Source organism: Dyadobacter sp. Leaf189 (assembly GCF_001424405.1).
Lineage (GTDB): Bacteria > Bacteroidota > Bacteroidia > Cytophagales > Spirosomataceae > Dyadobacter.
The window spans coordinates 820,977-837,783 of the sequence record NZ_LMPS01000001.1 but is presented as its reverse complement, the minus strand read 5'-3'; the positions used below and the strand labels follow the sequence as shown (position 1 = coordinate 837,783).

13 protein-coding genes are annotated in these 16,807 nt (G+C 47.7%); 3 read left to right on the top strand and 10 right to left on the bottom strand.

Annotation, left to right across the window (positions count from 1 at the left end; all coding sequences use genetic code 11):
* Positions 1-193: 193 nt before the first annotated feature.
* Positions 194-874 (top strand): hypothetical protein, encoded by a 681-nt coding sequence (locus tag ASG33_RS03665; protein ID WP_056280436.1) that lies wholly within the window; start codon positions 194-196, stop codon positions 872-874.
* Positions 875-893: 19 nt separating this feature from the next.
* Here the strand turns inward: ASG33_RS03665 and ASG33_RS03660 are convergent, their stop codons facing one another.
* From ASG33_RS03660 to ASG33_RS03620, 9 genes are all read right to left on the bottom strand, one after another.
* A complete protein-coding gene (locus ASG33_RS03660; protein ID WP_229238550.1) occupies positions 894-1,799 on the bottom strand; it encodes a mechanosensitive ion channel family protein in 906 nt (301 codons plus the stop codon).
* Between the two features lie 102 nt (positions 1,800-1,901).
* Positions 1,902-2,684, bottom strand: coding sequence for an SHOCT domain-containing protein (locus ASG33_RS03655; protein WP_056280430.1), 783 nt, complete (start codon positions 2,682-2,684; stop codon positions 1,902-1,904).
* Between the two features lie 43 nt (positions 2,685-2,727).
* On the bottom strand, positions 2,728-3,822 hold the full coding sequence (locus ASG33_RS03650) for a M48 family metallopeptidase (RefSeq protein WP_056280428.1): 1,095 nt from the start codon (positions 3,820-3,822) through the stop codon (positions 2,728-2,730).
* 18 nt (positions 3,823-3,840) lie between these two features.
* Positions 3,841-4,800 (bottom strand): YjgN family protein, encoded by a 960-nt coding sequence (locus ASG33_RS03645; RefSeq protein WP_056280426.1) that lies wholly within the window; start codon positions 4,798-4,800, stop codon positions 3,841-3,843.
* A gap of 158 nt (positions 4,801-4,958) precedes the next feature.
* Positions 4,959-6,302: a TolC family protein gene (locus tag ASG33_RS03640; protein WP_056280423.1), complete on the bottom strand. Its 1,344-nt coding sequence runs from the start codon at positions 6,300-6,302 to the stop codon at positions 4,959-4,961.
* Between the two features lie 26 nt (positions 6,303-6,328).
* Positions 6,329-9,454: an efflux RND transporter permease subunit gene (locus ASG33_RS03635; RefSeq protein ID WP_056280420.1), complete on the bottom strand. Its 3,126-nt coding sequence runs from the start codon at positions 9,452-9,454 to the stop codon at positions 6,329-6,331.
* A 14-nt stretch (positions 9,455-9,468) separates the two neighbouring features.
* The gene (locus ASG33_RS03630) at positions 9,469-10,563 is read right to left on the bottom strand and encodes an efflux RND transporter periplasmic adaptor subunit (protein WP_056280418.1); all 1,095 of its coding nucleotides are present in this window, start codon (positions 10,561-10,563) and stop codon (positions 9,469-9,471) included.
* Positions 10,564-10,718: 155 nt separating this feature from the next.
* Positions 10,719-10,994 (bottom strand): helix-turn-helix transcriptional regulator, encoded by a 276-nt coding sequence (locus ASG33_RS25480; protein WP_082489077.1) that lies wholly within the window; start codon positions 10,992-10,994, stop codon positions 10,719-10,721.
* A 114-nt stretch (positions 10,995-11,108) separates the two neighbouring features.
* Entirely contained in the window at positions 11,109-11,270 is a 162-nt protein-coding gene (locus ASG33_RS03620) for a hypothetical protein (RefSeq protein ID WP_157474554.1), read from the bottom strand.
* 177 nt (positions 11,271-11,447) lie between these two features.
* Here ASG33_RS03620 and ASG33_RS03615 point away from each other — a divergent pair, with 177 nt between their 5' ends.
* Positions 11,448-11,714: a hypothetical protein gene (locus tag ASG33_RS03615; protein WP_056280410.1), complete on the top strand. Its 267-nt coding sequence runs from the start codon at positions 11,448-11,450 to the stop codon at positions 11,712-11,714.
* Between the two features lie 252 nt (positions 11,715-11,966).
* Positions 11,967-15,746: a carbohydrate-binding protein gene (locus ASG33_RS03610; protein ID WP_056280407.1), complete on the top strand. Its 3,780-nt coding sequence runs from the start codon at positions 11,967-11,969 to the stop codon at positions 15,744-15,746.
* A gap of 36 nt (positions 15,747-15,782) precedes the next feature.
* On the opposite strand, the gene ASG33_RS03605 is transcribed toward ASG33_RS03610, so the two are convergent.
* Positions 15,783-16,793 (bottom strand): GlxA family transcriptional regulator, encoded by a 1,011-nt coding sequence (locus ASG33_RS03605; RefSeq protein ID WP_056280405.1) that lies wholly within the window; start codon positions 16,791-16,793, stop codon positions 15,783-15,785.
* Positions 16,794-16,807 lie beyond the last annotated feature (14 nt).

Below are 16,807 nucleotides of genomic sequence, written 5' to 3'. Positions count from 1 at the left end.
TACTGCATTCGTGACTATTCAGATTACGGGTGCCGGGCGCTTTTTTATGTTTGGAATACCGAACATCTATTCATTCCCACCGGCAGCTCATTTCATGCAGGCATTTAGTCCGATTTATTGATATTTCAAAGAAGCACACCTCCTGCTTCGATTCTAAATATCTCAAAATAAATCCGCTAACCTCCCACTCCACATGATCATCAAATTCACTCCGAAATACCTCTTCGTATTCGTCTGCCTGGGTTCGATACTTGGTATCAGTCACGAGCTTGCGCACCATGTTGCTGGCTTTTTGATATGTGGGGAATGGGGATATAAGACTTTTAATTCTTTTCAGCTGGCAGAAGGCTGCACGAAGGATCACCCTGTTCTGGCCTGGGCGGCTACTCTGGCGGGGCCGGTTCTGTTCAATTATATTCCAATGTGGATCGGCTATTTCAAATTGAAGAATGGGAATAATCGCGAGAAGCTTTTTGGGATAACACTGATTTTCGCAACAATCCCGATCATGCGGATTGTGTTCAATTTAATGGGCGCAAATGACGAATCAGCAGTTCTGCGGGCGTTTGTTGGTGACGACAAACTACTATTCTGGCTAATGAACTGCTGTATCTGGCTGATCACATTTCCACCATTGATACTGGCTTTCCGGTCGATCAAAAACGCGAATAGACTGGCAGTTTTTCTTTTCTACCTACTCGCATTTCCTGTTTTCGTCTTCCTCTTTTTCGGCATTTTAATGGAAGACCTGATTATCAAACACCACTTTTTAGCCGACACGATCTGGGGTATGCCCTACCTTGTAATCCTGCTCGAAATCCTGGTTTATATCGGTTATTATGCTTTTCGAAAACACCTGAGATTTCAAATGTAATGGCACACAAATCGGCTGGCTAAGAATGAATTCCACCAAATCCTTCTCTGCCTGAAACAGGCAGCTCTCCGAGTCTAACAGGCGGAGCGGGCGTCGGGAATGCAATTCCATTTTCATCAAAAACCCTCTTCACTTCTTTCATCGCCACACTTTTCGCCGGGCCGGGACCTATTTTACTTTGATCGATCCAGAAGAGAATTTCGAAATCAATGCTCTTTTCAGTGAACTTCGTAAAGTTGAGTTCTACTGGTTTTAGTTTGTTCAAAAACGGCAGCTGGTTGATCACAGAAAGCGCCAGGTTCTCTACGATTCCCAGATCATCTTTATAACCAATACTGCATTCAACCTGCACCCTTCTTTCACCCGAAAAAGTGAAGTTTACAATCGGTTTTTGAAAAATATCCTTGCTCGGTAACTCCACATGCTGGCCCGCGAAATTGTCCAGCTTTACCGACCGCAGCCCGATTGACAGGACTTTCCCGGTATATCCATTTGTCTCTATAATGTCGCCTACTTTGATCGGCCGCTGGATTGCGATGAATGCGCCGGAAATAAAATTGGTAGTCAAATCCTGGAATGCAAAACCCAATGCGAGCGCAAGAACTCCGGCACCGGCAAGTAGCGAGGTTACCGTTTTGTCAAGACCTAAAACGCCCAATGCGAAAAACAGTCCCGCCATTACAATTGCTATCCGCGTAATTGCGGATACGAGGCTTACCAATGCAATGTTCTGCGAAGCCCGGCCGAGTACTTTCTCCATAAACCGGCTGCCAAACCTTGCCAGGGACCGGAATACCACCAATATAAGTATCGCGATGATCAGGTTGGGAACAAAACGAATTCCCTCCACAAACCACCTGTCGAGCTTAACAGCAATGGGATCTACTATTTTTGAGATCTGCGCAAAAATCATCTGGACGTTCAATGCATTTTAAAAACCACTTCAAAAGTGCTCAATTTCTACATAAAAAAAGGCAGCGAGGCTGGAAAAATCCAGCTCACTGCCTTCACACGTATCATATAAATCTTACAGCCTGGCCAGTAGCTCCTGCTTTTTTGATTTGAATTCTTCCTCAGTTATCTGCCCTCTTTCAAACAGTACATTGATCCGCTCGATCGTCGAAATGATAATGTCCTGCGGAGTTGAACCTTGCTGCTCCGTCCTCAGGTCTGCCGTTGAAGTTACATCATAAGCAATCTCCGGCGTAGGCTGGGAAGGTTGCCCGGGTTCAGAAATAACACTCAGGCTACTCAGGTCAACCGGTCCGTCCTGACTTGTAAACCGGTAAGAACTCGATGAACCCTGCTGCTGGGAAACTCCTGTAATGTGGTGATGCTTGGTGTCGTAAATAGTCCTTTTTCCATTTTCCTCGATCACAAGTCTGCGAACCGGGGCGAAATAAGCATACCGGAAGTCATTTTGTGATCCGCTAGTGGTAGGTGTTCCGAAAACCGCCGGCCATGAGCTGCTGCTTTGTTGCTGAAAACCTCCATTACCTGTACTTGCAGCAATACCAGCGGGCTCCTCCGATTCCTCAAAAAGCACCCGCGTACTTGCCAGTTCCGCCAGTTCACTACATACTTTATCGACGGTAGATTTGGTAGAATTATTGAACATATCCCCTACCATCGTCATTCCGCCACGCATCCACTGACCTTGTCCGCCCAGCTCCTGAATGTTGAACTGCGCCATGTTACCGCTACCATCGATCACTGCTTTCAAAAGAGCCTCGACTGACTCTTTCTTCAGGTTATATTTTGCGGCAATTTCTGCTACATATTGCTCGCCTTCTTTTGTTAACGCTTTCATAATTAATTGGTTCTTTTCAAAAGAAGTCACAAAAACAGTGCCATTACTGACGCGGGGCACTCGCCTGGCGAAGTTCAAGCCAGCGTTTTTGCAGTTCAGACTGGTCCCGAAAGGAGGTTTGCTCGCGTGCCAGCTCGCTTGCATATTGCATGCGATCGGCGGTGAGCGGGTGTGTACTCAGCAATTCAATGGAGGTGGAACCTTCGGCGCCGGTATCAAGGATTTTGAACAAATCCACAAACCCTTTCAAACTGATCCCCTGCGCCTGGAACACACCCATGGCTTTTCGATCGGCATCCATTTCCAGCTCTCTTGAATAAGTCAGATTGACGAGCATATTGGAATTTTCGGCCAGTACCGCGATGATCCCATTGATATCGTTCAGTATAACCGAAACGAACAGATATCCTGACAAACTCCGCAAAACACTTCTCAGGGAATGCTGGTAATGCACGTGCGAAACTTCGTGCGCCAGCAGAGCGGCAAGTTCCTCCTTGGTTTTCATTTTATTCAAAATACCGTCAAAGACTACGATATGTCCGCCAGGCAGCGCAAATGCATTGACCTCCTTTTCTTTTACTACCGTAATCCGGACGGGGTAATTTGTTTTGAAATCGATGGCTTTGGCAAAATGATTGACTTTCGCTGAAAGACTACTATCGACTTTATAGCCCGCAATCAGGTTGCCGTACATCGCGTCTCCGAGCCTGACTTCAATGTCCTGAGGAATTTGGCGCGCTACTTTTTCGGCTGCGAAAGGCAGAACAAACAGGTAAGTAGCAACCAGCAAACCGAGTAAAAGAACGATAAACCCAACCAGCGCCAACGGACTTTTGAAGACATTGTCCGATATCCTTTTTCTGAAAAATACCCTGTCAGGATACTTTTGTTTTAAAATTGCGGGCAACGCATCATCCCTGCATTCAATGGTTTGCTGCGGATATTCGCCGTACCTGAATATAGAGAGATTGGTAAAGCCCTGCTCGGTTATAATGCCCGGCAAATCCCAGCGGACCGTTTGAAAATCTGCATTCCCTGCAACAGGATGGATGAGCCAGTAGCCCGGCATGAGTTCAAGAACCGCATCGTGAGCGGCAGAGGTTCTCCCATCGTGGTACCTGACATTAATTAGCTGCATTTCATTCACAATTTGACCTTACACCAGGCCAATATCTATCATATCTGCCAGATCTTCGCCGGTTGCATCGGTATAATTTTCTTCGGTTTGCTGAATCGCATCCACGTCCAGCGGACCTTCGATGACAATGTTGGAGAATACGAAATTGAGTGCGCGCACGATCGCCCAGGGTGTTCCGAGCCCGAGTGTGAGCACGATAATCAGCAAGTTACCTGCGATCAGGATAAAGTAGCCGCCGGCAGTTGCAGTGGACCGAAACACCAGTCGGTTCTCACCCTGGTACATCCGAATGTTGTTGATATAATAGTTGAAAAGGTTTTTGACATACCAGAAAGAATAGATACCTAACGTAAACAACGACAGCAGGTAACCTTTCACATTCAGCCACGCAAAAGTGTCGCCTTTCCCCACGTATGCGAAAGTCAGATTACCAAACCGGAGATGCTTGAAAATGTATTTACGGATATCAATGATAAACCAGAAAGAGTAAATCCCGAACGTGCAAAGCGTGAGAACGCTGCCGATTACGAACATTTGCACAAACTCTTTCAACTCGCCGCGGTAGCCAAAATGAATGCCCCGCCAGGAAGAGCGCGACATCCGGTACCGCATTGAACCGTGAATTGCCACTGGGATAAGCAGGAGAAACCCGCCGTAGAAGAAGATCAAAGCAATCACCAGTAAAGTGGTGTCTTTGTACCACGCGGCGGTGAGCAGCACGCCGTAAAGCACAATGAAAATCCCGATCGCTTTGATAAAGCCCAGGAACATTTCACGCCCGGTACCGTGGAAAGTGAAGCGGCTTTGTTCAAATTCCGTCTCCGCATACAGGTATTTAAGAATGGCGGCTTTGGCCCAGGGATAGTAGAGTCCCAGTGTCACGATTGTGAGCAGGATGTTGATGATGTAAATTCCAAACAAGCCAGGGCCTTTTCCGTGAAAAGTTACCTGTCTTTGCTGATCGTAATGCTGTTCCATAATTTGACGAAGTTGAAATGGGGAGTTTACGTCAAATATAAAGTTTCTTTGAAAAAATTTAAACTTTGTAACCGGCTATAAACAGATATACCGCAGGATAATTATCCCGCGGTATACCAAACAACCTTAATCCCAGTAAGATATTAGAAATTACCCACCTAATCGCCTGTAATCCTGTCCAGCTCGATCTTGGCCGACAGATAATCGAAAACAGATTCGAGGTAATTGGCTTTTGCAGTCGTCAATGCAAATTCAGAATCCATTAATTCCAGCCTCGTCGCTACACCTTTTTCGTAGCGGTACTTGGTAATGGAATAGCTTAATTCTGCTGTTTGTGACACATTCTGTTGTGTTTTGATCCGCTCTGAGGTTTCAAACAAACTCGCCAGAACCTGCTTGATCTGCGTTTTCAGCTGTTCCTGCGCATTGGTATATACGATATCAGCCTGCTGTCTTTCGATCTTCCCCAATGCAACCCGGTTTACATTTTGGTTTCCATTGAAAATCGGTATCGCAAATTGTATCCCTGCAAAGAAAACCGGCGGGTAACCCGCATTGCCGAAGCGGAACTGGTTTGTCTGCGTTTGTAACTGGTACTGACTGATAAAACTCACCACCGGCAACCGCGCCGATTTAGACAACATAATCTCTTTATCAGCAATCTCCTTATTGAGGTTGAGCAACTGCAAATCGGGCCGCTGCTCTACGGAAAGGCGGTATGCACCGGTTTCAGAAGGAATGGAATCTGCCGGGCTGAGCCGCAGCGAATCAGAAAGCACGTACTCTGTTTGCTGCGTATCCCCGAGCAGGTACCGGAGTTCCTGCTGGCTCACCTGCAATGCGTAAGTAAGTCTCAGCACGTCCGGTTCGAGGTTCTTGACCAAAGTATACGCCCGCAAAGTATCCACCCGCAATGCTTTTCCCTGCGCCAGCAGATACCGGGAATCAGCCAGTGCTTTTTTGTTACGGAGAATGCTTTCCTGCTGCAATTTAAGGCGCTCGTTCAAAACCAGCTGCCGGACATAGCTTTGCTTTACGCTCGCAATCACATTCACTTCTTTGTCGCGGTAATTAAGCTGACTTTGTTTTTCAAAAAGCTTGCGCCGCGCGATCTCGTGCCGCGTTCCCGAATTATAGATCGGCTGCACCAGCGAAACCTGCGCGCCAGCTACATCTTCTCCTCCGAAACGGGCATAGTCAATGCGCTCCGAAGAAGCAGAATTTCCATTCAGACCAAAAAATACAGGCCGCTGAAAGTAATGCTGGTACTGCCCGCTCAGACTGATATTCGGTAACAATAACCCTCTCGTGATCGCAGTCTGCTGTCTCGATTTGTTAATGCCCAGCGAGTCAACCCGCAGCTCGCGGTTGTGCGCCTTAGCTTGCTCAATGGCTTCTTGCAAAGATATCGTCTGCTTCTGAGCGGCCAGGAAGAGCGGCACACCTGCTAATGCGAAGGTCAGCAGTGCGCGTTTCCATTGATTTAAAAATTTACTTTTCATGATGTTGTTGGGGTATGCTGTTGGGATCAATGCGGTTGCAAAGCTGATTCTCTCGCCAGCGTTTGCTGTCCTTCTTCGTGGCGCTTTTTATGCGGCCGGGACAGGTATGAATAAATGGAAGGAATGACGTACAATGTGAGTACACCCGCGAAGATCAGCCCGCCAACTACCACTATACCAAGCGATTGACGACTGCCCGAAGCTGTACCCAGCGAAAGCGCGATCGGCAGCGTACCGAAGATCATCGCCAGTGTGGTCATCAGGATCGGACGGAAACGGGATACGGCGGCTATCTTGGCAGCTTCGAATGTTGAAACACCCTCTTCCTTGCTCTGATTGGCGAATTCTACGATCAGGATACCGTTTTTGGTGATCAAACCAATGAGCATAATGATCCCGATCTGACTGAAAATATTGACTGTTTGTGCAGTGAACCAGAGGCTCAGCAATGCACCTGTCAGCGCCATTGGAACGGTCAGCAGAATAATAAATGGATCAACCAGACTCTCAAACTGCGCCGCGAGCACGAGGTAAATAAGGATAATCGCGAAGATGAATGCGAAAATCAGACTGGAACTACTTTCTGAGTAATCGCGGCTTTGCCCGGCCAATGCAGTTGTAAAACCTTTTGGCAATTCTCTCGCGGAGATTTTATCAAGCTCCTTGATCGCTTCTCCCAAACTTACCCCATTCGCAGGTGTAGCCGAGATCGTGGCGCTGTAAGATTGGTTGTAACGGTAAATCGCTGGCGGACTGATCCCTTCGTTTTGTCTCGTCAAATTATCCAGCGAAACCATTTCGCCGCTGCCGGATTTGAGGTATAACGATTTCAGATCGTAAGGCGCAGAGCGGTCTTCGCGGTCGAGCTGGCCGATTACTTCGTATTGACGGTCATTGTAAATGAAATAACCATATCTCCGGCTGCTCAATGCGAGCTGTAAAGTTTTTCCGATATCCTGCGTCGAAATTCCGAGCTGGGCCGCGCGCTGGCGGTCGATACTGATACTGATCTCCGGACGATTAATTTTGAAATCGGCATCGGCGAAAGTCAGTTTTTTGTTGCTGCCTACTTCGGTCATCAACTTTGGCATCACGTCGATCAATGCTTTCAAGCTCGGCGCTTGTACCACATACTGCACCGGCTGGGTGTTTCCGTACCCGCCGATAGTGGGCGTTTGCACGGGTATAATCAATACATTCCTGAACTGCTGCGAAGCGACAACCAGTTTCTGGAAGATCTGGCCTTGTGTCAATCCACTTTTCCGGTCTTTGGGTTCATTGAGGAAAATCCATTGAAAACCGCCATTCACGGGCTGGGCCAAAGTACCTCCCGCCGCAGCCACGGCTGTGTAAGTGCGTTGTGCATTCAAATCGGGAATGGAGTCACTGATGTAATTCCCGATCGCCTTCATGCTTTGCTCCATACTTTCGTATGAAGTTCCTTCCGGTGCAATCACAGCGAGTCCGATCATCGATCTGTCTTCCAGTGGTGCCAGTTCAGAAGGCAACTTCGGCGCGAGCCAAAATGCAATTCCAAATGAAACCAGCAGGAGCGCAATCCCCAGCCAGCGCACTTTCATGAATGCGGACAGGGATCTTCCGTAAGCATTGTTCAGCGCCACAAACCAGCGTTCTGTTTTGCGGTAAAACCAACTTTGACCCGAATTGGATTTAAGTAAATACGCGCTCATCATCGGGGTTAAAGTCAATGCGACGAATGCCGAGATGGTAACGGAGCCTGCCACTACGATCGCAAATTCTTTGAAGAGCCGGCCGGTCAATCCGCCCAAAAAGAGGATCGGAAGAAATACGGAGACCAGGGTAATGGTAGTAGAGATTACTGCAAAATAGATTTCATTAGATCCAAGACGAGCGGCTTCAATGGGCGAAATGCCTTTTTCAACCTTACTATAAATGTTTTCCAAAACAATAATCGCATCATCCACCACGAGCCCGATCGCGAGTACCAGCCCGAGCAGTGTCAATACATTGATCGAAAACCCGGCTACGTACATAATGAAGAAGGCCGAAATAATCGAAACGGGAATAGCCAGCAGCGGAATAATCGTACTGCGCCAGTCGCGGAGGAAGATGAAAATGATCAGCGAAACCAATGCGAATGCGAGCAGCAAAGTCTCCTCCACTTCGGAAAGTGAATTCCTAACAGGCACCGTAAAGTCTTTACCCAATGCGATCTCATACTCTTTCGGCGCGGTTTTCTTGATTTCCTCAAACCGCTTTTTAAACTCATCCACAATCGCGAGTGAGTTGGCGCCGCGCTGCGGACTTACCCCGGTACCTACTCCGTAATCAGCAGTTTTTCCATTATAAATGATCATCGCGGTACGTTCATTTTGCGAAGACATCACTGCCTGGCCCACATCTTTGAACCGCACAATTGCACCGTCGCTTTCACGGATAATCATATTGTTAAAATCATCCTCGGTCACAAGCCGCCCCTGCGTTTTGAGGGTTACCTCTGTGTTCTGGCCTTCAATGCGGCCACTTGGTAAGTCTACATTCTCACGCTGCAATGCATTTTGAATGTCCACCGGAGTCAATCCGTATGCTGCCAGCTTTACCGGGTCCATTCGCAAACGCATTGCCCGTTTGCGGCCGGCATAAGAATCAACCAGCCTTACACCGGGAATGGATTGGAGCCTTTCCTTGATATTGATATTCACAAAATCGGTAACATCTTCCAATGTTTTAGTCTTGCTCTGAACTGTCAGGAAGACCAGGAAATCGGCCGGACCGGCTTTTTCAACAATCGTCGGTTCAATGTCGGTAGGCAGCTGCTGGCGCGACTTGGAAACTTTGTCCCGCACGTCATTTGCGGCTGCTTCAAGATCTGCATTGAGCTCAAACTCGACGGTGATAATGCTCACCTGTTCGCGGGACGTGGACGAAACCGACCTGATCCCATTTGCTTCCGCAATTGCTTCTTCCAGTGGTTTGGTCACCTGCGACGCGATAATATCTGCGCTCGCACCCGGATACACCGTAGTGACCATCACGATCGGGGAATCGGTAACGGGATATTCCCGCGTTCCGAGGAAGGTATAGCCTACAATCCCGAAAAGTATAAGCAGTACGGACATTACCCCGGCCAGAACCGGCCGGGAAATACTTACTTGAGAAATCGCACTCATTTTTGAATAATTTATTAGTGAACTGAAACCAGCTGTACCTCAGCACCTGGCATTAATCGAAGCATATTGCTGGTAATCACGGTGTCGCCGGGAGCCAGTCCTTTGGTCACGTGTACCGAGTACGCATTGCGCTGGCCTACTTCGATCGGTTTGAAGGTGGCTTTATTTTGATTAACCACGTACACACTGTATCCTTTTGAAGAAGGGATAAGAGCTTGGTTTGGTACCATCAATGCATTACCGGTGTTGTTTAAACGTAAGGTAAGTCTGGCACTTTGGCCCGGCAGTAAGTCGCGGCTGCTATTGTTGGTGACGGCGCGCGTTAGCAGAGTACGTGTTTTCTGGTCGAGGCCAGCTTCATGTGCGATAATGTGCGCTTTGAAAGTACGATCGTCAGATTCGACGTGGTACTGCACTTCGTCCCCCGTTTTCAGCGTATTCGCGTGCTTTTCTGGAATGGCAAAATCGATTTTGAGCTTGCTATTATCTGTAAGCAGCGCAAGCGGACTGCCCGGAGTAACATAAGCGCCGGTATGTACATTCACGATCCCCAGGTTACCGCTGAATGGCGCGCGAATGCTCGTTTTCGCGATCATTACTTTCAACTGCTCGATTTTCGATTGCAATACTTTCAGATTTGTAAATGCTTCGTCATAATCCTGTTGTTTGGCTGCTTCGTTATCGATCAGGTCTTTCAATCTTCTTTCGTTGAGTAACACAAGTTTTTCCTGTTGTTTCAACTGCTCCATTTCAGCAAGCAGATCAGCATCGTCAAGCTTAAAAAGCAATGTACCTGCATTCACGTATTTACCTTCTTTTGCGTGCACTGCAACCACTTTGCGGTTGAGCTCGCTGGTAATATTCACTTCCTGGTAAGCCAGCAGCGTACCTGAAACCGTCATTTCATCATTCAGTGATTCTGAATGGAGTACCTGGCCGTCAACCGGCACACCTGAACCTGCGCTAGCGGCAGGCTTTTCAGTAGTAGTTGCTGCTTTCCTGGGAACCCCGTCTTCGGAAGTATACCCTTTAAGAAACACCGAGAGCAAGATCACACCGGTGATGATCAGACCGGAGACGATTTTGGCAGAGAGAATTGTCTTTTCCATGTATTGATTGATTTATATATTTGAATATTTCGATGAATGAAAAACGAGTAACGGGCAATTTGGGAGAGTAATCATGTAACCGGCATTGGGGATTAAGTTAACACCGGTTACTTATTGATATATTGAAATGTTTCGATGTATTTGAACAAAAAATTTTAAACTTTCAGCGTATTCAGGAAATCTACATACTCATTCAGTATGGCTTGATTGAGTTTGTATTTCACGTTCCTTCCTTCTTTTTCTACTACGATCAGATCGGCATCTGCGAGCTGTTTGACGTGGTGAGAAATGGAAGGCTGGGCCAGGTCTATAAAATCAGCTATTTCATGACAGTACAAACAATCTTCTTTTTGACGCAACTGCTTTAATATGAGAATGCGGCTTGGGTCACTCAACGCTTTCGATATCCGCTCTACTTTTCGAACCTCCATGCCTAGATATATTGATAGATTTGAATATATTGATTTACTGTACAGTGGCTACATTACAACCGTGCTCAAAAAATAATTCCTGACGCAACGATTTTTTTCAAGGCGAGAGAATTTTTAGGCCTTTCTAACTATGATAGGCATTATATGCAAGACAGTATCTTCATATTGTTCAGCAAGCATTGATAGTTGTTGAAGTTCAGCTAATTCATCCTCATTGAACATCTGAAAGCCGCCTTCCGAAGTTGCTAATTGAAGGTAGTCTTCAATCCTTTCCATAATAAGTTTGAATTGCTTCTGATTCTGTATTGAATTACTCATGGTGTATATAGTTATGCAGCTCTTCAAAGTTTCATATAAGTTTTTTGCAAAGCAATAGGCGAGCGGAGCATAATGTCAGGCACAGTTATTGTAATTACCTGATCGTCACTTTACAGCTTCAACAACAACTAAGACATGGACATTTATCTTGCAAATACTTACTGGGAGCCGACCGCTGATGGCGGTGGCGACCCTACCGGGCCAAGCGAAACACCTCCATTTGATCCAAGACCCGAGGTACCTTCGCCCGATATTCCGGAAGAAACGCCGCCTTACGAGAAAGAACCCGAGACGCCGCCCATTAACCCTGAACCTGGGATTCCACCCGTAGAACCTGTGGTCCCCGAAGTGGAACCGATCCGGGAGCCCGGCGGAGAACCAGGAATTCCAGCATTCAACTAACCTTCGTTCCAAGGTTAGTTTTTTTTGTCTGAATCAAACGGCAGCTACATACCCTCTTCTCATATCGTGTAGTACAACTTCCATTCGCATTACAAACCAAACTACCCGCCGTTCAGGCACATTTACAACTGCATTGAACAATATGTAGACTTTGTAGCTACTTTGCTACAAAAAATTTAATGAATAAATTTGATCCTCAAATAAAATAATACGAACAAATACTATCTTGGATCGAATTTAAACCTCTCCTCTATGAAAAGTCTTTTACTCTCCTTCTTATTGATAGTTGGCTTTAATGCATTTTCCCAAACATTTCGTCCACTTACGGGCAAAATAGAAGCCGAAAGCTACGATGCGATTTCCGGGGTAGGAACAGAGCCTACAGAAGATGCCGGCGGCGGCATGGATGTAGGTTGGATGAACGACAACAACTGGGTTGAATACAATGTCAATGCAGCTACTGTGGGATTCTACACTTTTAAAATCCGCATTGCCAACGGTTTCAGCGACAATGCTTCGCTGCAGATCAAATCAGCAGACGGAACGGTACTCTCACAAAAAACACTTCCAAGAACCGGCGGAATGCAGGGCTGGGCAACGGTGACTATGTTTGCTTCCCTGCCAGCAGGTAATCAGACAATCCGCTTGTTTGCCGAACATGGCGTTTTTGCTATCAACTGGTTTGAAGCAGCCGCAGGCACAATCAATATCCCCGGCAAAGTAGAAGCAGAGCAATTTGACGCAGCCGCTAATGTGACAACAGAGAATACACCGGACACCGGCAGCGGCCTGAATGTCGCCAATATTGATGATAATGATTGGATGGATTATAATGTAAATGTGGCAACCAGCGGCACTTACACGTTTTTCTTCCGGGTATCCAACGCGTGGGGAGACGGGTTGATCGATATCAGGGATGGAAATGGTCCTTCACTTGGCCAGGTGAGCATTCCTCGCACAGGCGGGTGGCAGAACTATGTTACCGTGAGCACGACTGCTACATTGTCGGCAGGCAGTCACCTGCTGCGCATTCAGGCGACGAGAGGCGCATTCAATTTCAACTGGTTTGAAGTTGCAGGTACCACCCCGCTTTTGACCAAAAACATTCCCGGAAAAATAGAGGCAGAGGATTTTGACGGGGTTAATGGCTTGCAAACCGAGAATACAGGCGACGCAAACGGAGGTGGCCTGAATGTAAGCGGAACAGACAATGGCGACTGGATGGATTACCACGTGAATGTTCAGCATGCCGGTCCGCACGCATTTCGCTTCCGGGTAGCAGGAGCGACAGGTAACAGCCAGCTTGAAATCAAAAATGCCGCCGGTAATACCCTCGGCAGCGTGGATATACCCTGGACAGGCGGCTGGCAAACTTATGCCGTTTTCGCGGACACGGTAACGTTACCAGCAGGACAGCAGGTTTTGCGCCTTCAGGTGAACCGGGGCGGCTTTAATTTCAACTGGTTTGAAGTGGAAGAGGCTACAATTCCACAGCCAAAGGGCATTATTACCTTCGCTACGCTTCCTGCCAAAACAGTTGCAAATGCGCCTTTTACACTGAATGCAATCAGTACCAACAACGAAGCACCTGTTACATTTACCTCTTCAAACACGGCGGTAATTACCGTATCCAACACGGGCTCTGCCTGGCAGGCAATTATTCAGGGAGAGGGCAGCGCTGTAATTACAGCCTCTCAGGCGGCGAGTACTTCTTTTGCTGCGGCAGATCAGGTTTCCCAAACACAGGTAATTTATCCCGTACAACCTTCGGCACCGACGAATAAGGTTACCATAGACGGAAAGCGCTGGTACCAGCTTACCAACGCCACCAGCTCGCTCGAACCACTTTTTGATGGTAACACACAAGCATCGGTGAACACCGGCTGGGGCAAGGTAATCAACGAATACGAGGCATATTACCCGCTGCTCGAAGGCGAGCAAATGACTTTGGAAAGCATCAAGTTCTTCGACCTCGAAGGCAGTGCGGCTAACAACCCGATGACGCTTTCAATCATTAATAACAACTGGGAGCGCATTGAAATCGCTTCTTTTAAAGGATATGAATACAACAGCTGGGTAGGTCCCTACCCCGACGCACAGGTTTCGGAGGAGAACAGGTTCAAGCTGAATGCAACTGTGGGCAACATCAGGTACCTGGTTTTGAAAATACAGGGTGTACTGCCTACCGAAATAGAATTTTACGGCACATATACAGCACCGTCACAAGGCCCGACTGCCGTTCCGCACAAGTCGGTGCGACTGGGGGATACCTTTGGCGTAAACGGATACGAATGGAATTTCGAAGTGGGCAATAACCCGCAGGTGATCAATGAGCCGCTGATGAACCTGGCGAAAGGTTTCCCTGGCTTCCGTCACTATATCGACTGGGAAAAGCTGGAATCGCAGGAAGGTGTTTTTACTTACAACCCGACCCTTTCGGGCGGCTGGAATTATGATGCGATTTATGAGCGTTGCAAAGCTGAAAACATGGAAGTACTGGCTTGCCTGAAAACACTTCCGGGCTGGATGCTGGATACTTACCCTGCCGGCGAGCGCGACAATGAGAATACGCCGGTACGTTATGGTAAAGATTTCGCAGATCCGCTTTCATACATTGAACAGGCGAAAGTTGGTTTTCAGTATGCAGCCAGGTACGGAAGCAACACGAACGTTGATCCCAACCTTTTAAGCACACATAACACGCCAAGATGGAATGGAGATGTTCCCAATTCAGTGAAGATCGGGCTGAACCTGGTGAAGTACATTGAATGCGACAATGAGCGCGACAAATGGTGGAAAGGCCGCAAAGCCTACCAGACCGCACGGGAATATGCAGCCAATCTTTCTGCATTTTACGACGGACACAAAAATACAATGGGTGCAGGCGTAGGGATCAAAAATGCCGACCCGAACATGAAAGTAGTGATCGCGGGACTTGTAACCGGTTCGGATTACATCAAAGGAATGGTAGACTGGTGCCGGGAATTCCGCGGTTACCGCGCAGACGGTTCTGTAAACCTTTGCTGGGATATCGTCAACTTCCATTTATACATTGATAACGCCACATTGAACCAGAGCGGAACATCTACCCGCGGTACTGCTCCTGAAAACCCGAATGCGAAGCAGATCATCGACGATTATGTTAAAACAACGCACGAGGTTTCGCAGGATATGCCCGTCTGGATTACAGAAACAGGCTACGATGTGAACCAGGGAAGTCCGCTGAAAGCAATCCCCGTTGGTAGCAAATCGGAGCTGGTAACTCAGGCTGACTGGATTTTGAGAACTTCACTGGTTGCAGCACGCTCGGGTATTGAGAAAGTGTTCTTTTATCAGATGTATGATGATAACAACGGTTCCGGGATGTTTGGAACGTCGGGCCTGCTGAACTGGGACCAGACACGCCGTCCAGCCGCAGATTACATTTACCAGGTTAACCAGCGTTTTGGTAACTACCGGTATAAAGAAACGTTGAACTCCGATCCGATCGTCGACCGCTATGAACTCGATGGAAAATCACTTTTCATCCTGACCGTACCAGACGAGATTGGCCGCACAGAGCAGTACACCGTGAACCTGAACGAAGCAGGTATCGCAAGAATTTACACGCCGCAAGCGGGAAGCAACAGCATGAGCATGCAGGAACTTCCCATTGTGGATGGAAAAGTGACGGTTACCGCAGGTGAAACGCCCATTTTTGTTATCGCAGAGCAATCCAGTGCAAGAAAGGCAATGGTAGAAGCGCCCGCGCCTCCCGTTGAAGAACAGCTTTTGCACACCGATGTAAGCATTTACCCCAACCCGTCTTCCGACTTTGTGAGCATTGATCTGGCGAATGAAAGAAATACGGAGGTTGAAATCAAGATATTTGAGGCGGGCACGGGCCGTTTACACCACAAAGCCAAAGTGCAGAAAACGGGTAACAAATTCATTCATAAAATCAACATTACCAATTTGCCGGCAAGTATGTATGTAGTCGAGATCAGTCAGGATCAGGACCGGGCATTCAGGAAGCTGGCCAAGTTAAACTAAAAAGAAGCGGAGCATTAAACCGGCTCCGCTTCTTTTTTACGCCACGCCGCTCATCCTGCGGTCGAGTCGGGCGCCGCTTTCCAGCCGGGCAATGTTAAATTTATCTCTGTACTCTTTGGGTGTAACACCAGTACTTTTCTTGAATAGCTGACGAAACGATTTAAGATCGTTGTAGCCCGAATTGAGCATTACTTCCAGTACGCTCTGGTCGGTTTGCGCGAGTAGTTTCTTGGCAGCTTCTATCCTGGTGCGCTGCAGATATTCAATGGGTGTTACTCCGATTGCCTGCTTGAACCTGCGCACTACATTGCGGCGGCTCGCTGGAATATCCTGGATCAGGGTTTCAATCGTACTTCCTTCCTGATATGCTTTCTCTATCTTTTGCTGCGCCATATTTACGAGCCCGTCGCCGTGATTTTGGGGCGGGGTAAATGTGCCGAAGTAGGTTTGCTGTTCCCGGTCCATATCAATCGCGAACATTTTGGCTGTGCGCAACGTGATTTCCTTTCCGCAGAAACGCTGGATCAGGTATAGCATTAAATGGAAGCTGCTCGTGGCGCCGCCGCTGGTATATATCCCCCGATCTTCGGTCACTACTGCGTCACTCTTCATAATCACATCCGGAAAATTCGATGCGAGTGCCTGCGCTGAATCAATGTGGGTAGTTGCCTGCCGCCCGTTCAGCAAGCCCGCCGCTGCCAGCAAAAATGCGCCCGTACAGAAACTGGCCAGCTCAGTACCCTGCTTATACTGCTCGTGCAGCCAGGGAATGCACATTTGATTGATCGCGAGAGAAGATTTCAGGTCGCCGGCACCGAATGCAGGCACAAGGATCAAGTCCTGTTTGGGAGCACCTGCGATCGGTTCCATGTTGTAGGCTCCGTAAAATTGCCCGGATTGATTTTCGGGTGAAAAGAGCGTGATGTTAAAAAACGGAGGTGCTCCTTCGCTTTCGCAAAAGTTGTTAACTGATTCAAAAACATCCAGAATAGCAGCAACACTCAATAAACGATGTTTGTGTGTGATCAAGAGGCCTAACTGTATCATGTTTTTAGCGGCTA